The following is a 23,741-nucleotide window of genomic DNA, read 5'->3' on the forward strand; positions in this document are numbered from 1 at the left end:
GGTCGGTCTACAGGGAAATGTCATCTATAGGCTTGCTTTCTCCTAGTATCTATTTAGCCCCCTAATCAAGTTGGAGAGTATCTAGGCTGGGGGAAATGAGATAAATTCGGGCAGTATTGGACTTCGCTTTGACATGCAAGCTCGTCCGTCTCACCATGCCTTATATGTGATTTCCGTTCGTCAGGCAGAGGGTTTGCCTCCGGCTTCCTTCAGATTCCTCCTCGCGGCGGACACCCTTGCCTTTGGCTAACAGTTCCTACTGCCAAGCCTGTAGCGGACTTTCACCGCCAAGTTATCGCCCATGCCGGGCACACATGGTTAACAAGCCTCGGGAACCCCCCGAGGCTTGTTAGTTAATATGAGAATAAGCAAAAGGGGCGTCGCAAGCGCCCCCCGCGCAAAAGCTAAGTCCTCGATGGAAGATCGGCTGGCTTGCATTATCTTGTTATCTTTCCAGCAATAAAAACGGAGCTCGCAAACCCGCGCGGCTCCGTTGTAGTTGTTACATGATTAACTTCAGGCTGTTTACAAATACCGGCGGACCACTTCGAACGCGTCGTGCCGAATGCACCGGTCGAGGGAGAATGCGCCCAGGATGTCGTCGGTTTCCTTCGGTGACAGGTTTTCGAAGATTCGCGCGTAAGAGGGGAGAAGGAGCAGGTGCAAATAGTTCTCCTTCACGCTCATCTCCAGTAAATACCGGTTCAGGTCGCGGTCGATGTCCGGATCGCCAATCTGCTCCTGCATGAAGTCGGCCAGCTCGAACACCCGGCGCCGGCCTTCGCCGCCGTCCCGCGTGAACTGGTACTCCGCCTGGAAAATCGGCTTGATTTTCGCGGCGTATTCCGATTTCGGATCGATCTGAAGCAGACCCATGTGTCCGATATCCTTGAACGTCCATACCGTCCAATGCGCGCCATACTCCTCGAACGCCTCGATCATGTCGGCCAGCGCGCGGCTGCGGGAATCTTCCTCGCCAACGCGGGAGTAGGACACGCCGAACTCGCCGACCCACAGCGGCACGTTATGCTCGCGCGCGAACCGGGCGCCTTCGGAGTTGAAGAATTCCGCCTGCAGCTTGGCCTTATCCCACATTTGACCGTCCATCATGCCCGGATATTCGCCTTCCCGAATGGCCGGCACCGGATATAGATGGCTGCTGTACACGAGATTGTCGGCAAACGGCGCTTCGAAGCCGGCGAAGTAAAACCCGAGATAATCTCCTTCGAGGACGATGATGTGTTTCGGGTCGATCCGGCGGATCGCTTCCACGGTTCTCCGGTACACCCGGTTGATGACGTCCCAATCGCTCTTGTAAGGTGACGGGAAACGACCGAACGTCGCGTTGGAGATCGGCTCGTTCAGCAAATCGTAGCCGGCGACGATCGAGCGATCCTTATACCTCCGGGCGAATTCCTCCCACAGCGCGACGAACCGGTCCTGAAAATGGATCTGTTCCCAGAAGAAAGCGCGCTGCGAGGAGTTGTCGGAGTGCCAATCTGGCCCTTGGAAACCCGGCGCCGTGTGCATGTCGATGATGGCGTAGATCTGGTGCTTCTCGCACCATTCCAGCGCCCGGTCCAGCCGGCGGAACGCTTCTTCCTTGTAGCGGAACGGCTCCATGTCGCTCTCGAAATGCCGGTAGTTGACCGGAATCCGGAGCAGGTTCATGCCGGCGTTCTTCAGGAATTCGACGTCCTTCTCGCTGAACATGGCGTCCAGCAGGCGGTCGAAGAAGTAGGCCGCCCTTTCCTCGCCCAACCGTTTTTTGAATTCGTGACGCAGCGCGCTTTCCGAACTCGGGTAACCGTTGAGAAAATTTTCGAGATTCATCCAGGCGCCGATGTTGGCGCCGCGAAGACGGATTTCGCTTCCGTCTTCCGCTACGATCGAACGGCCTTTGACCTGCAGAAAATCCATCTCTCTCACCCTGTCTCTCTGTCGTATCGCTTATGCAGCCTTTACTTCACTTCGCTGACGTTTTCTTTCGTTACGGCTTTGAACGGAATCAGGATGTCCGTGATCGATTTCGGGTCTTCGCCGTCACGCAGCTTTTTGGCTACGTCGACAACGGCCTGCGCCTGCGATTTGGCGTCCTGGAACACGGTCATCGTCAATTCTCCGGCTTCGATCGACTTCAGCGCTTCATCGCTTCCGTCGATGCCGACCACGACGACGCCTTTCAGGCGGTTGGCCGCTTTGAGCGCCTCTACGGCACCGAGAGCGGCATCGTCGTTTTGCGAGATAATGGCGTCGAACTGCGGATATTGCTGCATCCAGTCTTCGGTCAGCGACATGCCTTTGTCTTTCTGGTTGTCGGAAGATTGCTCGGCCAGCAGCTTCACGTCCGGACGCGCTTTCAGCAATTTCTCGGTCAGCCCGGCTTTGCGGTCCACGTATTGCTGGTCGTTCGTTTGTCCGGTCATGTAGAGGACTTTCGCGTTTTGCGGAAGCACTTTGGCGAGATATTCGCCCTGCACTTCGCCCGCTTGCTTGTTCTCCGAACCGACGTAGATGTAGCCGTCCGTATTGACGTGCGTCAGCAGGGAGAGGTAAGGAATGTTCGCCGCTTTGGCGTTCTCGACCGCCGGCACCGAGCCGTCCAGGTCGATGGAGATCGAAGCGATCAAATCCGCTTTCTGCACGATGAAATTGTCGATTTGGTCGTTTTGCGTTTTCACGTCGCCGGCGCCGTTGGCCACCAGGACTTTCATGCCTTCCGCCTCGGCGGCCTGCTTGAGGTATTCGCGCACCTTCACGCAATAGGCGTATACGTCGTTCGCGTTGTCGAACGCGATCGTGAACGGTTTCTTGTCCGCCGCCGCGGGACTCGCGCCGTTTGCGCCGCTTGCTTCGGAACCCGCTTTGTCGTTGTTGCCGGAACATGCCGTCAAGGCAGACAGCACAAGAACGAATGCCAGGATGCTGAGGAAACGTTTTTTCATCTCTGGATGACCTCCATGGAAATTTTGGTTACGGTTTTTTCCTTGCCATGCCAAACATTCGCGCAGCGGACGCGCCGAAAACGCGGCCTCGCCTCCCTTCCTCGAAACGCAGGACTCCGTTAAGACTTGGCCGATTTCGTCCGGATGTCGATGATGACCGCCCCGGCGATGAGAAGCCCTTTGATGATCAATTGATACTGCGTGGAAACGTTCATCAGATTGAGGATATTGTTGATCATGCCGACAATGAGCGCGCCCACCAGCGTGCCGAATACGTTGCCGATGCCGCCGTTGAAGCTGGTACCGCCGACTACGGCCGCGGTAATCGCGTCGAATTCTTTGCCGACCCCGACGGAAGGCTGTCCGGAGTTGAGGCGCGCCATCAGGACGACGCCGGCCAAGCCGACGAACAGACCGCTAAGCAGGAAAATGAGCCGTTTGGTGCGGTTTACGTGGACGCCGGAAGCAATCGTCGCTTTCTCGTTGCCGCCGATCGCGTAAATGTACAGGCCGAATTTGGTATGCTTCATGATGAACCAGGTAAGCAGTACGATGAAAAGCATGATGATGATCGGCAGCGGAATCGGTCCCACCATGCCCTGACCGACGTATTTAAGCTCTTTGATGCCCGAAATCGCGCTGCCTCCTGTGTACACCTGGGTGATCCCGTTGGCCACGTTCGCCATGGCCAGCGTCGCGATGAACGGCTGAAGGGAAAAGCGGGTAATCAAAAAGCCGTTGAGCCATCCGCACAGACCGCCGACGGCGATCCCGGTAAACAGCGCGGCGGAGACCGATCCCGTATTGACCATGACGCCGCAAGCCAGACAGCCTGCGAGCGCGAGGACGAAACCCGCGGACAAATCGATCATTCCGCTGACGATCAGGATGGTCTGGGCGCAGGCCAGAATGGCAATGACGGCATTCTGCCTGACGATGTTCATCAGGTTTTGCGGCTCGAGAAAGTTGGAATTCAGCAAGGCGGAAATGATGATGATGGCGAAGAAAATGAGTACGATTCCGTATTTTCGGTACAGCAGCTTCCAGTCCGTGCGCCGGTCTCGGCCGGCTTCTTTTTCCGCGGTGACGGTTGCGCTCATATCGTTTGTCCCCCTTCGTTAATGTTCTTTCGCGGCTGCGACGATCAGCTGCATGATGTTCTCCTGCGTGGCTTGCTCGCGCGGCAGCTCGCCCTGGATCCGCCCTTCCGCCATGACCAGCACGCGGTGGCTCATGCCGATGACTTCCGGCAATTCCGATGAGATCATCAGAATCGGAAGCCCCTCGCTCGCAAGGTCGCGGATAAGCCGGTATATCTCGGTTTTGGCGCCCACGTCGATGCCGCGCGTCGGCTCGTCCAGGATCAGCAGCTTGAGCGAACGAACCAGCCATTTGGCCAATACCACCTTTTGCTGGTTCCCGCCGCTCAAATTGCCCGCTTCGATATCAAGAGAAGACGCTTTCACGGACAGTTTGGCGCTGATCTGTTTGGCTTCCTCCCGCAGCTTTCCTCTTTTGATCACCCAACCGCGGGCAAATCGGTCCATGTTGGGCAGCGCAATGTTGTCTTTGATCGACCTCACCAGCACGAGCCCCAACTGTTTGCGGTCTTCCGACACCATGGCGATTCCTTTGCGGATCGCATCCCGCGGGGTCCGGATTTTCAGCTTCTCGCCGGCGAGTTTGATCTCCCCTGCGTCCAGACGGTCGAGTCCGAATATCGCCCGCGCCACCTCGGTGCGTCCCGCGCCCATAATCCCGGAGACGCCGACGATTTCCCCCTTCCGGATTCGAAAGGAAACATCCTTGAATTCACCGGCCCGGGTCAAGCCGTTCGCTTCGAAAACGACGGGATCGCCGGGAGGAAGCAACGGCGGATAAATATCGGAAATTTGCCGGCCGACCATCATGGTCACGATTTTGTCCTGATCGAGCTCGCCGATCGGTTGGGAGCCGATAAACTTGCCGTCCCGAAGCACCGTCACTTCGTCGCAAATCCGGAAAATCTCGTCGAACTTATGGGAAATGAAGACGATCGCGATGCCTTGGTCGCGCAGCTGCTCGATCTGTCCGAACAAATAATGCGTCTCCGCTTCGGTGAGCGCCGAGGTCGGCTCGTCCATGACGATCAGGCGGCTGTCCCGGGAAATCGCCTTGATGATCTCGACCATCTGTGTTTCGGCAACGCTCAGCTCCCGCATTTTCGTATGAGGATCGTAGGCAAGCCCCAACTTGTTGATGAGCTCCCGCGTTTGCTCGTACAGCTTTTTGCGGGAAATGATCCCCTTGAACCGGGTCGTCGGCTCGCGGCCGATGAAGATGTTCTCCGCGATGGTCAAATCCGGGATCGGCGTCAGCTCCTGGGCGACGATCGAGATGCCGGCATTCAGGGCGGCGCGTTCGTCCGGAAATCGGATCGGCTTTCCCTCGAGCGTGATCGTGCCCTGATAGTCGTCGTACATCCCGGTCAAAATTTTCATCAGCGTCGACTTCCCTGCGCCGTTCTCCCCGACCAGTGCATGAACGCTTCCTTTTTTAAGCTGCAAGGAGACGCCGTCCAGCACCTTTACGCCGGAAAACGATTTTGTAATGCCTTCCATCGCGAGCAAAATATCGCGGCTTTCCCGTGTCCGCATGCGGGCCACCCCTTTCTCTAGAATGCGGCTTTGATAAAACGTTTTACCAATATTCAAAAAAAATTATCTCAACTTGCGGGTGCTGCCTCTGACCTTCAGAGAGGGATGAAACAGGATGCCATGCTCCCGCTCTCCGCCATCGATCATGTTCAAGACTTGCTTCGCGCTCTCCCTGCCCATCGCGCCGGCGGGGTGCGTGACGGATGTCAGCGGAACTTCCAGAATCTCGTTCAAATCGATATCGTCAAATCCGACCAAGGAGAGATCGGTCGGTATTTTCAACTGATAGTTTCGCGCAGCCTTATAGACGCCCATCGCCATCATGTCGTTGAACGCGAAGATGGCGGTGACGTTCTGGCCCAGTAAGTAAGGCAGCGCCTCCACACCGCTGTCCAGCGTAAATTCTCCTTCGTAAATGAGCTGGGGGTCGAAATCCACTCCGGCTTCGGATAGCGCTTTCTTATAGCCCTTAAGACGCGCGAGGGACGACACCATGTTGCTCTGCCCGGTGATGCAGCCGATGCGGCGGTGTCCAAGGTCGATCAGATGCTTCGTCGCCAAATATCCCCCGGCTTCGAAATCGAAACTGACGGATCGAACCCCTTTCGCTGCTTTGAACTCTTCGAAAGTGACGACCGGTACCCTGGCTCTCTGAGCCAGGCTAAAACACATTTTCTCTTTCTCGGTCAACTCGGTCAATCGCGGCTTCGCGAGAATGATGCCCTCGGCCCGCTTGTCGATGAACTCCTTGAAATACTCGTACGCTTGATCATCGGAAGATCCGTAGCTGCCCAGCAGCACGATGTAGCCGTTGTTCCGGCATTCGTGTTCAATGGCGTTGCACATTTCCGCGAAGTGGAAGTTGCTGATGTCGGGGACGATGAGGCCGATCGTGTGAGTTTTCTGCGTCACGAGTCCGACCGCCAAACGATTGGGCCGGAAATTCATCTCCTCGGCCACCTTCAGGATTTTCGCTCGTGCCGCTGCTGAAATGCGGCTTTCTTTGTCGTTGAGAACGAGCGAAACCGTGGCCACCGAATACCCGCACTCCCGGGCAACATCCTTGATCGTGACGCGCATGCGCTTGCTGCCTCCTTTCTCTATGTTGGGTTAAACGTTTTATCAAGTATGAATTTGATATTAACACCGTCAAATTGAAATTGTCAACGTTTCATTTCTCTGCGTGGCGCGTTTCCTTCACTGATGCTGTGAGCATGAAGCTAACCCGTCTTGAAAATAGGCGCCGGCTTCGCGATGTCGCGCACCGCCTCCTCGGTCGAAGCAGGAGAGGAACTTCAGTTCGGTGTGCAAAAAAACAGACCGGGTCATAACGCCCGGCCTGTTCCGGAGTTGTTTTATTCAAATGCCGGAATGTCCATGGGCATGCCGCCGTTCAAGGCGGACTGATGGGCGCAAATGCCGGCAGCCGTCCAATTCGCGGCCGTAATCGCGCCGATGCTCGGCTCGCGCCCCTCCACGATGCTGCTGACGAATTCATGCACCAGATGCGGATGGGAGCCGCCGTGTCCCCCGCCCTGAATGAACGAGAGGTGCTCGTTCGTCTCGTCGTAGACGCCTTTCTGCGTGAAACGGCGGATCGCTTCTGGCAGCAGTTCCTGCCGGTCGGGGGCCGTCACGCGTTCGACGGTGAAGGGCCGTCCCCGATTTCCGTTCATTTCTCCCATTCGGAAGATCACGGGCAGCTCATGCTCCAGCTGCTGCCACTCGAACGTCGCCTTCTCGCCATAGACGTTAAAGCATTCGGAGTAATCGCGGGCCGTATGGAACATCGTGCGGGTCAATTCGAGCGCGACATCCGAATCCTCCAGTTGGAACAGCGCGCTTTCGACCGGAAACGGATTGTTGTATTGCCGCACCAGTTCCTCGCGCATCGAGCCGGAGCCCAGACAGCTGACCTTGACCGGGCGTTTGCCGATCAGATCGAGCAGCGGCGCGATGGCGTGCGTGGGATGCATCAGCGGGGGGAAACCCTTCCAATAATCCGGCCAGCCGTCCATATCCTGATAGTGGGCACCCCGCAGAAACTGGATTCTGCCGAACTCGCCTTTCTCGTGCATCTCTTTGACCATGAGATACTCCCGGGTGTAGACGGCCGTTTCCATCATCATGTAGTTTTTCCCGGATGCCCGCTGCGCGGCGATCACGTCCCTCAGTTCCTGCAGGGACAAGCCCATCGGAATGGTGCAGGCGCAATGTTTGCCGGCGTTCAGGACCGCAATCGACTGCGGGGCGTGGTACTGAATCGGCGTGACCAGATGCACCGCGTCCCAGGCGTCGTTCCGGAGAACGTCCGCGATGTCCGTATACCGATGCGTGATGGAAAATTTGTCTCCGGTTTCTTTCAACACGTCTTCATTGCCGTCGACGATCGCGATGTCCCCGACCATCGGATGATGCTTGTAGATCGGGACGAATTCGGCGCCGAATCCGAGGCCGACCAAAGCGACTTTGATTTTTTTCGTCATGCGCGCTTCTCCTCTATCGATTCATGGATGAAGTCCTTCTACGGATAGGTTAGCGCAGAACGCAGGGAACGCGCCATGCAGATTCAAGATGAGTATATGGAAAAAACGGAAGTGTTGTCGCTTTCCCGATTTTTCTCTGTACAGGCATACCAAAACGTGAGATAAACAAAGTAAAAGGCTTCAGAGAGTGTCGGCCGCAAGATCGGGGAGAAATGCCGCATGAAGGAAAATACGGATTGGTACCACCTGGAGGGTGAGCCGTCGGTTGAGACGATGGGCCGCATCACGGCAGCCAATGTCCATCCGGCGAGAAACGTGGCCTTCTGGGTGCTGGGAATCGTCCATGCGGGGCGAAGAACGATCCAAATCGGAGAACGCCGGTATACGTTCACGCCGGGGGACTACTTCCTCCTTCCGCCTCACATCGAACACGGCGGCATCGAAACGGACGCGCACGAAGTGTTCTTCGTTCATTTCCATATGGCCGGCAAGAGGCTGGCTCCGCCTTCCCGGCTGCGGAAAGATCAAATACTCCTGCCGGTGTCCGGACAGCTCCCCAAAGACTTGGACCTGTTCCGCTTCGTCGACTACCTCGACAAGCAGCGCCAACTCGATTACGCGGGCGAGCAATTTCTTGCCGTACACGTGAAAGCCCTCTTATACCAGCTCAGCGCGTTCATGCAGAACAAGCAAATGGGTTACGATCGCGGCAGCTTGGCCGACGAGATTTTCTTCTTCCTGTCGGAACACTACGGCGATCAGCTGGGCGCGGAGCGCCTCGAGAAACATTTCCATCTCACGTACCGGCAGCTGAACGGCGTGTTCTACAGGCGGTTCCAGACGACCATTCGGCAAAAATTGATCGATATCCGCATCCAGCACGCCTTCAACCTGCTGGTCAACGGAGAAAGCGTCGCCGCCGTCGCCGCCAAGACCGGATTCTCGGACTACTTCTATTTTCTGAAAAGCTTCAAGCGCAAGATCGGAATCACGCCCAAAATGCTTCAGCAAAAATATTTCCGAAACCCCTGAGCCAAGTAAAAACGACTTCGTCGTCCTTGGGTAACAGAGAATGCCGTTTTTATCGGAGGGGATTCAGAAATGGATAAGCGCGAAATTTATAAATTCTGAATCACCCAAGAAAAGGAGCGTCCCGGCAGCCGGTCCGCTCCTTTATTCTTCCACGGGGTTCTGTTTCAACTGATGCCTTCCTCCTGGTTATCTATGCGAAATTCGGTGGGCTGTTTGCCGGTGTGCTTCTTGAATACCTTGCTGAAATACCGCTGATCGCTGTACCCGACAAGCCCTGCGATTTCATAGGTTTTCCGGTCCGTATGCGTGAGCAGCCATTTGGCCCGCTCCATCCGGACGCGCGTCACGAACTCCGTGAAGTTTTCTCCGGTGGCGGATTTGAACAAAGAGCACAAGTAATTTTTGTTCAGGTAGAAACGCTGGGAGATCTCCTCGAGCGAGACGTTTCGATAATGCTCGAAGACGTGCTTTTTCACGATCTCGATGATTTGCCGCCCGTTCTTCATCGTCGTGTCGCCGGTCCATTCCTCGATGACGTCGCGGACGACCTCCCGAAGGAGGCGTCCGGCCTCTTGAAGGTTCCAGTCGTTCAGCTCGCTCCTGACCTGGTGCATGGAAACGATCAGAGAATCCAGCGGCTTACGGAACCCTTTCTCGATTGCAACCAGCAGCGACAATACCGCCTGTTTTACCATCGTGCCGCTCATTTTCCCCAATACTTCGTCGGACAACGCCTGATCCAGCTTTTGCAGCAGGTTGACGTTCGCGGGCAGCGTTCCGGTTTCGAGCAGCGATTCAAGCAAGCGTTGAAACTCCCCCCATACGTCCGGCATGGCGGCTGCGGCGGGCGGTTTGCCGGAAACGTACTGGGCCCAGCGAGGCCCGTTGTCGAGAGGCAGGCCTTCGACCGATTGATAAGCTTCCAGATACGCATCGGGAATCGCCTTCAAACGCTGCTTCACGGAACTGATCCCATATCGGGCGTTGACGCGCAGGAAAGAGGAAAAGCCGGCATGGATGCTTTTCACGAGCCATTGCGACCGCTCCGCATTGCGGCTCTCATCCGGAAACAGCAGGATGAATTCATGTTTTTTGGTGAGATTGCGGAAGACGACGCCGTCTTGCTGTCCGAGACATTCCTGCAAAATATTGCGTACGGCAAAATAGAAGACGTTCCGATTGCCCCCGTAGGTCATCTGCACTTTGATTTCCGAATCCACGATCTGCACGACGACGACCGTAAACTTTCCTTCCGGCAAGGATACCGGCAGGGACTCGACGCCGACGAACATTTCGTTCTCGTCCCGGATCGCGCCGGAAATAATGTTGGTCAGGAACTCGTCCTGCATCAGTACGATTCCTTTGTTCAGCACGGCGCGCTGGTCGATTTGGTCGATGATCGTGCGGGATTCTTTCTCGAGCTCCTCGGCGGCTTTGCTTAAGACGCCCAGCAGCTGCGCTTCGTTGACCGGCTTCAGCAAATAATCGAAACCGTCGAGCAGGAAGGCGGAACGGGAATATTCGAAATCGCCGTACCCGCTGAGCACGATGACTTTTCCCCGGAAGTGACCGGCTTTGAGCCATTCCATGAACATCAGTCCGTCCATGAGCGGCATCTTGATGTCCGTAAGAATGATATCCGGCTGGCACGCTTGCGCCAAACGGCAGGCTTGTTCTCCGTCATAGGCGTCCCCGACGATCTCCCAGCCCAGCGTCGTCCACGGCACCGCGCTTCGCAAATGATCGTGGACGCCCTTTTCGTCATCGACGATGAGAATTTTCATCCGAATCCCCTCCTTGCCTGTTCAGAGGCAGCCGGAATGTGACGCACGTGCCTTTGCCCGGTTTGCCGTACAGCCGGAGCCCGTATTCCGTACCGCAAAGCAATTGGATTCGCATTTGCACGTTGCTCAGGCCGATCGAGGAACCGTCCTGCAAGCCCGGATCCTTGCGGCTCACCGCGTTTTGCAGAATCGCGTTCAACTCCGCCGCCTGATGCTCCGTCATCCCTTTCCCGTTGTCCAATACGGTGAGACAGAGGCTGCCGTTCTCCACGTCCGCCTTCGCCGTGATTTTGATCAGCTTTCGTTCGCTTCGCGACGGAATCAGGCTATGCTCCACCGCGTTCTCCACGATCGGCTGCAGGATCAGCTTGGGCACCCGGAGCTCCCGCACAGACGGATCGGTATGCACGTGAATGCGGATTTGCTCCGGAAACCTTTTATTGATGATCGTGAGGTAGTTTCGGACATGCATGACTTCCTCCTGGATCGACACCGCTTCGTTGGTGATCTTCATGTTGTAGCGGTACATATTGCCCAGGCTCTGGCTGACGGTTTTGATTTCCGGCACCTGGCGGACCATCGCGATGCTGGATATGGTCTGCAGCGTGTTGTAGAGAAAATGGGGAGAGATCTGCGCCTGCAAAGCTCGAATTTGCGTCTCTTTGTTGATGAGCTGAAGCCGCAAATCGTTCTCGATCAGCTGTTGGATCGTTCCCGCCATCCGGTTGAACTGGTCGCCGAGAAAGCCGATTTCGTCGTGAGATTTGATGGATGCCCGCGCGTTGTAATCGCCGATTTCGATCAACTTCATTTTCCGGTGCAGTTGAATAATCGGCTTCGTGATGATGTAGCCCAAATACAGGGAAAACCCGATCGCCAGCAGGAAGGAAAGCGCCACCATGAACAAAGCCAGATTCCGGATCACGAGCAGCTTCGGACTGATGGTATAAACGTAAATGAGCTTCCAATCCGGTACGTTCAGCGGCGTCTCGATCACAACGCTGGCGCGCGGCTTCTCCGACGGGTGTACGATCGTGCCGGTCCGGCTCGCGTCCGTGTGGTACAAAACCCGATCGGACCCGTCGGTAATCACCACTTTGCCTTGGTAAAACGTGTTGTACCGTTCGACCATCTCGCGGAAATGGGAAGCCTTGGCATCGATGATCAGCGTGCCGACATGTTGGCCCCGGAATTGAATCGGGAACAGGTATTGAATCACCGGCTCGCCGTATATCCGATCGGGAACGAACCGCGTTTCGGAGCGGGCGCCTTCCGGCACCTCCAGGTCGGCCGTCAGCTCCTGGATGTACATCCTATGCTTGCCGCCCATTCGCGACAGCTCGGGGATGAAATAACCGACGGGGTGCGCATGCGAGTTGATCAGATAAAGGCCTACGATATCCTGTACCCGATAATTGTAGATGTACATGAAGAATTGATTCATGTCCTTTGCCGCGTCGTAGGTCCTGCTGTTGTCCGGTTCGTACTGCGTATCGTTTTTCAGGCTCAGCAGCAATTCGGTGTTGGAATAGATCCGGTAAGCGGTATCATAGAAATCCTCGTCGAATTGCTCGATCTTTTCCTTGATATCCTGCTCCGCCCGATCTTGGGCGAAACGCATGTCCCCCTGGATCTGCTGATTGACCTGGTAAAGCAATATGCCCGCCAGAATTCCGAGAGGTATGCAAGCGGCTGTCAGCATGGCCAGAACGATTTTCATGCGGATATTTTTCAATCGTAAACGTTTCGTGGCGCTCACCCGCTCCGTGATGTTGGTTCACGATCTCCCTTGGTTCGATGATATACTACGGATCCGGCTGGGCCAATGGAAGATAATTGCATGAAAAGAAGACTTATCCCTATGGAAAACGCGCAATAGGGATAAACCTCCTCTCGATGAACCCGGTTCAGTCGTCGAAGCTCGGAATGATCACTTCGGCTCCGCCCTTCATGGCGGATTCATGGGCGCAGATGCCGGCCGCCGTCCAGTTCGCCGCCGTTACCGCATCCACGCGGGGTTTGCGTTCCTCCATGATGCTTCTGACGAACTCATGCACCAGATGCGGATGCGAGCCGTGGTGCGCGCCGCCTTGCAGGACGGAAAGATGCGGGTTGTTTTCGTCCAGATGATCCTGATGATACATGTAACGTGCGACCTCGGCAGGCAGCGTTTCCGGGCGGGCAGCAGGCGCAATCCGCTCGTAATGGATGTCGCGGCCCCTGCCCTCGGTGAGCGGCCCCATGCGGAAGAGCATCAGCGGCTCCTTCTCCATATGCCACTCGAGCGAGGCATTCTCGCCGTAAATGTTGAAACTTTCCATATAGTCGCGCGCCGTATGGAACAGGGTCCGCGTCACTTCGGCCGACAGATCCGGCTTGTCGAGCTGGAATATCGCCGTTTCCACCGGGTAGGGATTGCCGAACTGACGATGCAGCTCTTCCCGCATCACGCCCGAACCGAAGCAGTGCACCTTCGTGGCGCGCGCTTCGCTGATGGCCAGAAGCGGCGCGATCGCGTGCGTGGCGTAGTGCATCGGAGGAAGGCCCATCCAGTACGACGGCCAATTCTCCATGTCCTGGTAATGAGCGCCTCGGAGGAATTGGATGCGTCCGAATTCTCCCTTGGCCTTCATTTCCTCGGCCTGCAGATACTGATAGGTATAGACGGCCGTTTCCATCATCATGAAGTTTTTGCCGCTCGCTTTTTGCGCGGCCACGATCGCTTTCAGTTCCTCGATCGTCGTCGCCATCGGCACGGTGCAGGCGCAGTGCAGCCCGGCGTTCAGCACCTCCAGCGTTTGCCTGGCATGGGAATGGATCGGCGTAACCAGATGCACGGCGTCGTATTTGCCCGACTTCAACACATCCGCGAGGCTCGAATAACGGTCCGCGATGCCGAATTTGTCGCCGTATTCATTCAGCAGCGCCGTGTCCGTGTCGCAAATGCCTACTTGATCGACATCCGGATGGATTTGGTAAATGGGGGCGAATTGCCCCCCGAATTGCAAGCCGACTACCGCGACGTTCAGTTTCTTGTTCAGCACTTTGCTCACTCCTGCACGGGTTTGGTTGGTTTAATGGTTTCGCGCGCGCGCCCGATCATCCTTTGACGGCGCCCGCCGTCATGCCTTCCACGAGGAAACGCTGCATATACGCGAACATGATGATGACCGGAAGCACGCTGAGCACGGAAGCCGCCGAGATGCTGCCCCAGTCGGTCAAGTACAGCCCTTTGAAGAGCATGATGCCCGGCGTCAGCGTGCGGCTGTCGTCCGCGTTGATGAAGACGTAGCCGAACATGAACTCGTTCCAGGCGTTGACGAAGGCGAACAGCGACGTGGCGATCAAGCTCGGAACGGATACGGGGAGCACGATCCGGAAAATCGTGCTGAGCTTGCCGCAGCCGTCCATCTCCGCGGACTCTTCGATCTCCATCGGCACGGAATCGAAGAAACTTTTCATCATGAACGTGCAAAGGGGAATCATGAAGGTCGTGTAGGCAATGATCAGCGAGCCCAGCGTGTTGATCAGTCCCAGCTGCTTCATGATGAGATACAAGGGAATCATGAGCAGCACGCCGGGAATCATCTGCGAGAGCAGCATCGCCGCGCCCACGCTTTTCACGCCGCGGAATTGTCCGTAGCGGCTCAGCGCATAACCGGCGAAAATGGAAACGGCAAGCGCGATGACCGTCGTGGACAACGCCACTTTGACGCTGTTGGCGAAGTAGGTGCCGAATTTCGAATGGTAGAGTACATTGGCGAAATGTTTGAACGTCGGATGGTCGATCCAGAACGTCGGATTCACCGAGCGGATCTGTTCGGTCGGCTTCAGGGAAGTGACCAGCATCCACAGGAAGGGAAACAGGCAGTACACGGAAAACAGGATCAGCACCGCGTAGGTCAGGAGCATCCAGAACCTTTTCTCGCCCCGGCTCGCCACCATATGCGTCACTCCTTTGCCTTTACGTCTCTTGTCTTTTCTTCATGGCGGAGAAATAGAATAACGAGAACACGACGATCATAAAACCCAGCATGAGGGTGGACAACGAAGAAGCCGCGCCCATGTCGAATTCTTTCATCGCATAACGGTATATCGTGATCGGCAGCGTCTCCGATGCGTGGAACGGTCCGCCCTCCGTCATGATCCAGATGAAGTCGAAGTTGATGGCCGTCCAGATGATGTGCATGAAAATCAGCGTCAGCGATACGGTTTTCAGTTGGGGCATGACGATCTTCCGGAAACGGGTCATGACGCCCGCGCCGTCGATGGCCGCCGCTTCGACGACCTCTCTGGAAACCGACTGCAATCCGGCAAGCAGACTGATCGTATAGAAAGGAAAACTTCTCCAGATGTTCACGAAGGTAATGGCCAGCAGCGCGGTGTTCATTTCGCCCAGCCAGTAATACGGTTTGTCGATGATCCCCAGCTTGACGAGCCAGATGTTAATGACTCCGTATTCCGGCGTCAGCATCCAAGTCCACATCATGCCGGCTACGACGATGGGGACGACCCAGGGCACGATGATGATGCCCCGGAAGAACGCTCTTCCGCGCACCGGCTGATTCAGCGCCATGGCCGATACGATGCCGGCGATATACTCTCCCGCGACTGAAAGCACCGTCCACAGAACCGTATTCCATAACGTTTTTCCGATGATCTCGCTATGCAGCACGCCGACGAAATTGGATAAACCCGCCCAGCCCTGCTGGGCCGCGTTGACCATGTTCCGGTAATGAAAGCTGTCCCAGACGACCTGACCCAGCGGAAAGGCATTGAGCAGCACCAAGAATAGAAAAGCAGGCAGGACAAACAGCAATGCATAACGCCTGGCCCTTTGCACGCGGGTTGTCGTCCGTCGGGAAGCCGGTCGATTGTCCGCCGCGATGTCGGGTATTGAAGCCGTATGGTCTCTTTTCTCCACTTTCGCGTTCATTATCTTCACCTTCTTCCCTTCTGTTGGGAAGAGCAAGCATGGCGTTCCTTTGCCGCTCGCCATGCTTGCTCGCCTGTTCCGGGTTTGCGCTCGTTCCGATTATGCTATTTCGAGCTTAAGTCTCCGGATTTCTTCAGACTGTCGTTGATCGCGCCGGACAACCATTTTGCGACGTCTTCGGGCGAATCCTTCTTCAGGTACAGACGGGCCAGCGAATCGATCATCGCCTGGGTGACGCCGCCCAGCGAAATCGGCGGGAATACGACGCCTGTTGGGCTCAGGGCCATGAAATCCTTGCCCCACTGGCTGTCGCTCACCACGTCATTACGCGCGGAGTTCGTCGGGTGGATGAGATCCTGATACGGCTTGTCCATCATGAAGGAGAGGAATTCCCACGCTTCTTCGGGGTGTTTGGTCTGCTTGTAAATGAAGTACGGCACGACTTCCATGTACGTCGCCGGCTTGAGCTTGTATGGAATCGGAGCGATTTTGACGTCTTTCATGCCGTCCGGATTTTCCTTCGCCCGCTGCTCCTGCCAAGCGCCGTTGACGCTCATCGCGTATTGTCCCAGCGCCAGGTTCGTGTCCAATTCCTGATAGCCCCACGTTTTGCTGCCGATGACGCCTTTGTCCGCCAGATCCTTATAGAACTGGAATACTTCCGCGGCGCGCTTGAGCTGCTCGGGATCGTCGTTCCACGTGTTTTTGTACTTGCCGTCATCCATCTTCTCGGCGATTTCAAGGTCGTTCTGGGCCAGATACACGATGAGCTCCTGCGGCACGCGGACGCCCGTGCCCGTGATGCCGAACGCGTCGACGCCGGCGGCTTCTTTGATTTTCGGCCCCATGGCGATCAGCTCGTCCCACGTTTTCGGAGGCGCGCTGATCCCGGCTTTCTTCAGCATGTCTTCGTGGTATTCCAGGGCGCGGATGCCCAGATAGTTCGGCATGCCGACCAATTTGTCGTTGACTTTGAGAGCGTCGATGACGTTCGGATAAATTTTGTCTTTATCGCTCCACTTGTCGAAATAAGGCGTCAGGTCCAGCAGCGAATCGATCGCCGCGAATTCTCCGACCCACTCCGGCAGTCCCCAGCTGACGTCCGGCGCATCTCCTGCGTTAATCGCGGTGACCAGCTTGTCGTGAAGCATTTCGTAGCTGATGTATTGCATTTCGATTTTGATGTTCGGGTGGCTCGATTCGAATTCTTTAATGAGTTTCTCCGCGTCTTTCGATTCCTGGAGCGACGGATCGTCCGCATTCCAATACTGAAGGATGACTTGCTCCTGCGATGATCCGGATCCTTGCGAAGCGGACTGCGTTCCGCCGGCGGAACCGCCGTCGTTCGGAGCCGCTTTGCCGCCGCCGCTCCCGCATCCCGCCAGCACGGAGACCGCCAGCACGCCGGCCAGGAGTAGGCTTAATTTTTTGTTCCCGCCCATATTCCGTTTCCCCTTTCGTTATTTCATATAATGAATACGTTCCCAAGTGTAACAGAGGACCTTGGGACGCAACATGAGACGGAATTTAGATCGATGTGGAATTTATTCAGGTCGCGTGCCGCGGATAACTTCTTGCGGCATACAAAAGAATCAAGCCGGCGGCGATCAGGGATCACGGTCAGCTTCAACGGAAGCTTGCCGAAGTTAGCCAGACGAGCTTCACCTACGAATATATGGCTTATCCGATGACGTGTTTCCTGATGACTCGAGTGTTCTGTGTGTTCTACTTCGGAACCATGACCCGAGTGGAAGCGCCAAAACAAAAGAACGCAGCCAAAAAGTCTGCCGAACGCGCACCGCGTTCCGGCAAGACTTTTTCGTTGCGCCCCATGATCTACCGAAGCTCAGCCAGCAGTCCTTTGAGATGGTCGATGGACTGGCGCGTGAATTCGTCGAACACCGCCCGGTCGTCCGTCTCCATCGAAGCCGCCGCATACGGGTTCGAAACCGCCGGTAAAAACTCCATCGTCAGCGAGCCTTGATATCCGACGTCGATCAAGGTCCGCAGCACGGCGGCAAAATCCGTGATTCCAAGCCCTGCCGCTTCGCGGGTATTATCGGCGATATGAACGTGGAAGAGGTACGGCGCGATGTTCCGAATGGCCTGGCATGGATTCCTCTCTTCGATATTCATATGGAAGAGATCCGCCATGATGCCGACGCTCGGCATGCCTACTTCCTCGGCCAAACGCTTGGCCAGATCCAGCTTGTTGACCAGATACGTCTCAAAACGGTTTAAGGCCTCGATCGCGAGACGGATCCCTCGGGTCTCGGCATATTGTCCCGCCTCCCGAAGGCTCGATACGGCGTTGCTCCATTCTTCCCTCGCCGTCGTGCCCGGCGCGGATTTGCCCACGGGCGAGGGGACGACGATGAGCACCTTGGCTCCCGCCTCGGCCGCCAAATCCACGCACGCTTTCACGTAAGCGACTGCATGGGACCGAATATCCGGATCGGATGACGATAAATCCCGCTCCGCCGTATAAATCCCGCAAATCGAGGTGACCGACAATCCGTATTGCGCCATCAGCCGTTTGATTTCGGCGGTGTCCAGGCTGGCCGGCTCGCCGGCCAGTTCAATGCCGTCGTATCCGAACCGCCGAAGCCGCTTGAAGCTGGCTTCCAGCGGCTCGGCGCCGTAAATCCATTGCGTCGCGCTGTACTTGAACATCCGAATCGTTCCTCCTTTATCCTTTGACGGCTCCCATGGTGAGCCCGCTGACCATTTTGCGCTGCAGGATGAGGGTGATGATCGCGATCGGCACGATGATCATCGTGCCGGCTGCGGCGATTTGCCCCCACAGGACGCTCACGGGCGTCGCGTATTCGTTGAGCCCGACCGGAGCGGTGCGCACGTGCGGACCGGACAAAATATTCGCGAACAGGAATTCATTCCAGGCGAAAATAAACGACAGCAATCCGGCGGACACGAGCCCGGGGCCAATGATCGGGAAGATCACGCGGAAAAACGCGGTAAACCGGTTGCTGCCGTCCACGAGCGCCGATTCTTCGATTTCGCCGGGCACGTCTTTGAAAAAGCCGTACAGCAGCCAGGTGGCGAGCGGCAAATTCATGAACGTGTACATAAGCACCAGAGAAGTATAGGAATCCAAGAGCCCGAGCTTCGAAAATACCAGGTAAATCGGCAATATCGACACGATCGGCGGGATAATCCGGAGCGTCAGGATCCACGTCAGAATGTTTTTCCCGCCTTTGAGGTTGTACCGGGCGAACGGATAAGCGATCCCGCATCCAAGAATGATCGCGATCACGGTCGAGACAGCCGACACCCAGAAGCTGTTAAGCAGAAACCTGGAGAAATCGCGATCGACGAGCACCGCACGGTAATTGTCCCAAGTCGCCGAAAACAGCCACTTGGGCACGGCGGTGAAGGCGTCATTTTGGGTTTTGAGCGAAGTGAGCACCATCCACACGATAGGGAAAATGAAGATCAGCATGGCAAAGATGACGATCGCGTATTGCGCGGCAAGGCCGGAGCTGCTTCTATGCTGTCTCATCGCGAGGCCCCCTCGTCAAACAAATTCATTCGTTTCATCGCCAGCGAAATCAGCGTCACGACGATGACTAGCATGACGACGCAGATGGCGGCGCCGTAGCCGAATTCGAGGAATTTGAAGCCTTTGTCGTACACGATCCAGCTCAATGTGGACGTGACGTTGATCGGGCCGCCTTTGGTCATCATGTAAATGGTGTCGTAAATGCGGAAGGCGTCAATGGTCCGCAGCAGCAAAGCGATGGAAATGATCCGGGACAGCTGCGGAATCGTCACATACCGGAACATTTGCCAAGGGGAGGCCCCGTCGATCGCGGCGGACTCGTACGGTTCGTCCGGTATGCCCTTCAGTCCCGCGAGCAAGATGATCATCATGAACGGCGTCCATTGCCAGATGTCGGTCAGGATCAAAGCCGGCAGCGCGAGATGGAGATCGGACAACCAGGCTTGGCGCGAAAAACCGGCCAGCTCCATGAAATAATTCAATACCCCGTACTGCTCGTTCATCATGAACCGGAACATCAGGCCGACCACCGTCGGCGCCATGGCGATCGGCAGCAGCACAACCGATTGGAAAATTCTTTGGCCCAGCGGCAGCCGGTTCAGAACGAGCGCCAGCCCGAGACCGATGAGGAATTCGAGTGCGACCGTGCAGACGACGAAAACGGCGGTCACCTTGAGGGCGTTCCAAAAGTTATGGTCCTGGAACAACGTCCGATAATTGTCGAAACCGACGAACGGATTTTGGGGGCTGATCGGGCTGTACTCCTGGAAGCTGATTTTCAACAAGAACACGAAAGGATAGATTGAAAACAGCAACAGGAGGAGCATGCCGGGAGCCATGACCCAGTAAGGTCCGGTTCGCGCGAGTCTGAATTTCTTCATCTGACGGCCTCCTGTCGGAAAGATGAAGGGGGAGTGTCTCTCCCCCTTTTGGTGCTGCGCCCGTCTCCGGATGAATTACTTCAGCATTTGATCCACGGCTTCATCGGCTTTCTTGAGCGCGTCTTCGACGGACATTCGGCCGAGCTGGATGGCGCTCAAATATTCGGAAACGGTGCTCTCCCACTTCTCTTCCTGCGGGAAGAAAGGACGGGCTTTCGTCGTTTTCATCGCTTCGGCCAGCGCTTGGTAGCGGCGGAAACGGAGGACGTCGGTGCCTTCGATTTTGGCGCCGGTGAGCGCCGGATCGTTGTAGGACTCGGTGCGGACCGGATCGCCGCCGCCCATCGCCGCCTGCTTCACGTCGTTTTGCTTGCTTTCGAGCCAAGTCATGAACTTGAACGCTTCTTCGGCGTTTTTGGACGTTTTCGGAATGACGATCGACCAGCCGGCCAGGTGGGGAATCGATTCCTTCATGGCCGGAATTTGCGCGAATTCCCATTTGCCCACCGTTTTCGACGTTTTCGGATCGTCGACTTCGAATGCCGACCAGGACCAGTGAATCGCCATGGCGATTTTGCCCTGGGAAGCGTCCGAAGCCACTTCGGCGAACGTATAATCGTTGATGCCCGGAGGCGAATATTTCAGCAAGTCCGCCCAGGTTTTGGTCGCTTCGATCGCCTGCGGCGTGGACAGCGACGATTTCATGGTGTTCCAATCGATGACGTCCGCGCCGTTGGAGTACAGGAAGCTGAGCCACGTATGCACGTTGCCGAAACCTTTGGTTGCCTGAGCGGCCCAGCCGTACATTTTCTGACCGTCCACCGCCCTGCCGGTAAAGAACTCCGCGGCGTCTTTGAACTGGGCCATCGTTTTCGGAGGAGCGAGATCATACCCGTATTTCGCTTTGAAGTCGGCTTTGTTCTTCTCGTCGTTGAACAGGTCCGCACGGTACCACAGCAAATGCGGGTGTATCGTCTGCGGCAAACCGTAAATCGTGCCGCCTTCTCCGAAGGAGCCGTTCTTGCCGTTCCACTGCGTGAGCGCAAGCGCGCGCGGCAAGTATGCCGACGTATCCACGTTGTATTTCTTGATCAGGTCGTCCAGCGGCAGCAGGCTGTTCGTCGAGGCGAACTCCGGAATCCAGTTGTAGTCGACATTGAACAAGTCATAGTTGGCTTGGCCCGCGATCGCGAGTGCGAGTTTCTGGTAAATCACGTCGCGGCCGACCAGCTCGATGTTGACTTTGACGCCCGTTTCTTTCTCGTACTCTTTCGCCAGCTCCTGCGTGGCCTGTCCCCAAGTGGCGCCCAGGAATACGCCGTTTAGCGTCACTTTCTCCCCGGACGGCGGGCTGGCGCTGCCGGAAGCGGAGGCGGCCGAAGGTGCGGAAGGAGCAGCGGAAGAAGAAGCGGCACCCTGATTCGATTTGGACGAGCAGGCGCTAAGCAAGAACAATCCGGCAAGCATCAGAATGAATGACGTCTTCATGAATCTGCTTTTATTCATGGACCCAAGTCCCCCCAACGGATAATTAGATCTGCGTGGAATCGACGACGATTTTGATCGTGTCCTTGCTGGTTATCGCTTCTTGAAGCCCCTCGACCACTTGAGGCAAAGGGATCGTCTTCGTGATGATGTCTCCGGGCTTGAAACGTTTGCTGCCGATGAGCGCGATGGCCTTCACCCAGGTGTCGTATGTCCCGGCGTAGGAACCGACGATCGTCAGCTCTTTGCTGTAAATCTCGAACGGCTTGATCTCCATCGTCGCCGCGGCCGGCGCCGCACCGTAAGTGACGAGCGTCCCGCCTCTGCGGACCATTTGGAACGCCTGCTGGTATGTCGGGATCGAGCCGACTGCTTCGATGACGAAATCTGCGCCCCTGCCTTCCGTTAAATCTCGAACGGCCTGCACCGGATCGAGCTCGGCGGCGTTCAGCACATGATCGATGCCCAGCGATTTCGCTTTCGCGATCCGGGTCGCGTTCATTTCGCTGATGATGACGCGGGCGGCGCCGTTCATCTTGGCGAGCAACGCGTGCACGAGGCCCATTGGTCCGGCGCCGATGATGGCGACCGTGCTGCCCATCGTGATGTTCGCGCGATCCTGCCCCCGGATGGCGCAGGCCAGAGGTTCGATGTAGGCCGCCTCTTCCCACGTCATGCCGTCCGGCAGCTTGTAAATGTTTAACTCAGGCGCTTTCACATACTGGGCGAAGGCTCCGTCGGTGTGCACGCCGATCTGTTTGATGTTCTCGCAGAACAGCTTCTGTCCCATCCGGCAGTAGAAACATTTGCCGCAGCTCATGTTGATGTCGGCCGTCACGCGCTCTCCGACTTGGACCGTCGTGACCGCGGACCCTGCCGCGACCACCTCTCCGGAAAATTCGTGCCCCTGGACGAGCGGATAGGGCACCGGAAACGTCCCTCTGAAAATATGCGGATCCGTCCCGCAAATCCCGACCCGTTTGACCGCGATCAACACCTCCGACTCCCCGATTTCGGGAACCGGAACCTGTTCGAGCCTCATGTCCCCGGGCTTGTGCAGGACGGCGGCGAGCATCGTGTTCATCTTCATGCGCCTCCCTTAGATGGATTGGAACAGCTTGCGCAAATACTCGATGGATTCTTGGGAGTACCGATCATAGAATTCTTCCATCCGCACGCCTCCGAACGGATCGGCGAACGGCGGCAGCAGCTCCATCGAAATGTAGCCTTCGTACCCGATGTCGGTTAGCGCTTGGGCGATCGGCCGGAAGTCGATATGGCCGCGGCCCGGCGCCGCGCGGTTGCTGTCGGCGAAATGCACGTAGAACAGCTTGTCGCCTACCGAGCGGAATGCCTGCGCCATATCCGTCTCTTCGATGTTCATATGGTACGTGTCGCCCATGCATCCGACATTGGGCAGACCGACGTCCGTGACGAGCGCCAACGACTGTTCCAGTCGGTTGATGAGATAGTTCTCGTACCGGTTCCAGGCTTCGACGGCCAGCCGGATCCCGTGTTCCCCGGCGTAGCTGCCGGCTTCCCGCAAGCTTTCGACGGCCCACTTCCATTCGGTCGCCGCATCCGCTTCCGCATGGATTTTCATATTCGCCGTAGGCGTCACCGAAATGCCCTGGGCGCCGAGCGTCTTGGCGAAATCCACGCAGCTCTTCAAATACCGCACGGCGTTTTGACGAATCTCCGGACGGCTCGACACCAAGTCGCGGTCCGGAGTGTAAATCGCGCAAATGGAGGAAGCGGAAATTTGATGCCGGCCGAGCGACTCCCGGATTCTGCCGGCATCCATCTTGTCCGGTTCCCCGACGAACTCGACGCCGTCGTAACCGAATCTGGCCAGCCGCTCGATTCCCTGCTCGATCTCTTCGCCCGCGTAGACCAAAGTGTTGTAGGCGTATTTGATTTTCGCCACTGTATGACCTCCCTCATCGGAATGACTTCATGATACCGGGGAAGCGTTTTCGGTTTAACAGGTGAAATTTAATGTTTCCCCCCGTATTTTTAGCGAACATCAAAAAGAA

General features: G+C 56.5%; 19 protein-coding genes. 1 reads left to right on the forward strand and 18 read right to left on the reverse strand.

Translation table 11 applies throughout. The features are described 5' to 3' along the window. Window positions 1-525: 525 nt before the first annotated feature. The 6 genes from PTZ19_RS08485 to PTZ19_RS08510 form a co-directional block, all read right to left on the reverse strand. On the reverse strand, window positions 526-1,920 hold the full coding sequence (locus PTZ19_RS08485; protein ID WP_276353756.1) for a glycoside hydrolase family 5 protein: 1,395 nt from the start codon (window positions 1,918-1,920) through the stop codon (window positions 526-528). 41 nt (window positions 1,921-1,961) lie between these two features. Beyond that, window positions 1,962-2,945: a sugar ABC transporter substrate-binding protein gene (locus tag PTZ19_RS08490; protein ID WP_276353758.1), complete on the reverse strand. Its 984-nt coding sequence runs from the start codon at window positions 2,943-2,945 to the stop codon at window positions 1,962-1,964. 119 nt (window positions 2,946-3,064) lie between these two features. Next, entirely contained in the window at window positions 3,065-4,045 is a 981-nt protein-coding gene (locus PTZ19_RS08495) for an ABC transporter permease (protein ID WP_276353759.1), read from the reverse strand. An 18-nt stretch (window positions 4,046-4,063) separates the two neighbouring features. Beyond that, window positions 4,064-5,581: a sugar ABC transporter ATP-binding protein gene (locus tag PTZ19_RS08500; RefSeq protein WP_276353760.1), complete on the reverse strand. Its 1,518-nt coding sequence runs from the start codon at window positions 5,579-5,581 to the stop codon at window positions 4,064-4,066. A gap of 63 nt (window positions 5,582-5,644) precedes the next feature. Further along, on the reverse strand, window positions 5,645-6,661 hold the full coding sequence (locus tag PTZ19_RS08505; RefSeq protein WP_276353762.1) for a LacI family DNA-binding transcriptional regulator: 1,017 nt from the start codon (window positions 6,659-6,661) through the stop codon (window positions 5,645-5,647). A gap of 275 nt (window positions 6,662-6,936) precedes the next feature. Continuing rightward, entirely contained in the window at window positions 6,937-8,067 is a 1,131-nt protein-coding gene (locus tag PTZ19_RS08510; RefSeq protein WP_276353764.1) for a Gfo/Idh/MocA family protein, read from the reverse strand. 219 nt (window positions 8,068-8,286) lie between these two features. Between PTZ19_RS08510 and PTZ19_RS08515 the strand changes: the two genes are divergently transcribed. After that, window positions 8,287-9,099 (forward strand): helix-turn-helix domain-containing protein, encoded by an 813-nt coding sequence (locus PTZ19_RS08515; protein WP_276353765.1) that lies wholly within the window; start codon window positions 8,287-8,289, stop codon window positions 9,097-9,099. Between the two features lie 164 nt (window positions 9,100-9,263). Here the strand turns inward: PTZ19_RS08515 and PTZ19_RS08520 are convergent, their stop codons facing one another. From PTZ19_RS08520 to PTZ19_RS08575, 12 genes are all read right to left on the reverse strand, one after another. Next, on the reverse strand, window positions 9,264-10,883 hold the full coding sequence (locus PTZ19_RS08520; RefSeq protein ID WP_276353766.1) for a helix-turn-helix domain-containing protein: 1,620 nt from the start codon (window positions 10,881-10,883) through the stop codon (window positions 9,264-9,266). Beyond that, a complete protein-coding gene (locus PTZ19_RS08525) occupies window positions 10,861-12,603 on the reverse strand; it encodes a cache domain-containing sensor histidine kinase (protein ID WP_276353767.1) in 1,743 nt (580 codons plus the stop codon). Before PTZ19_RS08525 ends, PTZ19_RS08520 begins: the two co-directional genes overlap by 23 nt. Window positions 12,604-12,790: 187 nt before the next feature. Then, the gene (locus PTZ19_RS08530; RefSeq protein ID WP_276353768.1) at window positions 12,791-13,927 is read right to left on the reverse strand and encodes a Gfo/Idh/MocA family protein; all 1,137 of its coding nucleotides are present in this window, start codon (window positions 13,925-13,927) and stop codon (window positions 12,791-12,793) included. 55 nt (window positions 13,928-13,982) lie between these two features. Continuing rightward, complete coding sequence (locus tag PTZ19_RS08535; RefSeq protein ID WP_276353769.1) at window positions 13,983-14,828, reverse strand: carbohydrate ABC transporter permease; 846 nt, start codon at window positions 14,826-14,828, stop codon at window positions 13,983-13,985. Between the two features lie 19 nt (window positions 14,829-14,847). Continuing rightward, window positions 14,848-15,819: a carbohydrate ABC transporter permease gene (locus tag PTZ19_RS08540; protein ID WP_276353770.1), complete on the reverse strand. Its 972-nt coding sequence runs from the start codon at window positions 15,817-15,819 to the stop codon at window positions 14,848-14,850. Window positions 15,820-15,923: 104 nt separating this feature from the next. Next, a complete protein-coding gene (locus tag PTZ19_RS08545) occupies window positions 15,924-17,261 on the reverse strand; it encodes an ABC transporter substrate-binding protein (RefSeq protein ID WP_276353771.1) in 1,338 nt (445 codons plus the stop codon). Window positions 17,262-17,655: 394 nt separating this feature from the next. Then, window positions 17,656-18,492, reverse strand: coding sequence for a sugar phosphate isomerase/epimerase family protein (locus PTZ19_RS08550; RefSeq protein ID WP_276353773.1), 837 nt, complete (start codon window positions 18,490-18,492; stop codon window positions 17,656-17,658). 16 nt (window positions 18,493-18,508) lie between these two features. Next, entirely contained in the window at window positions 18,509-19,339 is an 831-nt protein-coding gene (locus PTZ19_RS08555; protein WP_276353774.1) for a carbohydrate ABC transporter permease, read from the reverse strand. Then, window positions 19,336-20,220, reverse strand: coding sequence for a carbohydrate ABC transporter permease (locus PTZ19_RS08560; protein WP_276353775.1), 885 nt, complete (start codon window positions 20,218-20,220; stop codon window positions 19,336-19,338). The genes PTZ19_RS08555 and PTZ19_RS08560 overlap by 4 nt, the downstream gene beginning before the upstream one ends. Window positions 20,221-20,295: 75 nt before the next feature. After that, window positions 20,296-21,726, reverse strand: a complete 1,431-nt coding sequence (locus PTZ19_RS08565; RefSeq protein WP_276353776.1) for an ABC transporter substrate-binding protein — start codon at window positions 21,724-21,726, stop codon at window positions 20,296-20,298. Between the two features lie 25 nt (window positions 21,727-21,751). Continuing rightward, entirely contained in the window at window positions 21,752-22,789 is a 1,038-nt protein-coding gene (locus PTZ19_RS08570; RefSeq protein ID WP_276353777.1) for a zinc-dependent alcohol dehydrogenase family protein, read from the reverse strand. Between the two features lie 15 nt (window positions 22,790-22,804). Continuing rightward, a complete protein-coding gene (locus PTZ19_RS08575; protein WP_276353778.1) occupies window positions 22,805-23,632 on the reverse strand; it encodes a sugar phosphate isomerase/epimerase family protein in 828 nt (275 codons plus the stop codon). Between the last annotated feature and the right edge of the window lie 109 nt (window positions 23,633-23,741).

It is taken from the genome of Cohnella caldifontis (assembly GCF_029360585.1).
In the GTDB taxonomy this organism is placed as follows: Bacteria; Bacillota; Bacilli; order Paenibacillales; family Paenibacillaceae; genus Cohnella; species Cohnella caldifontis.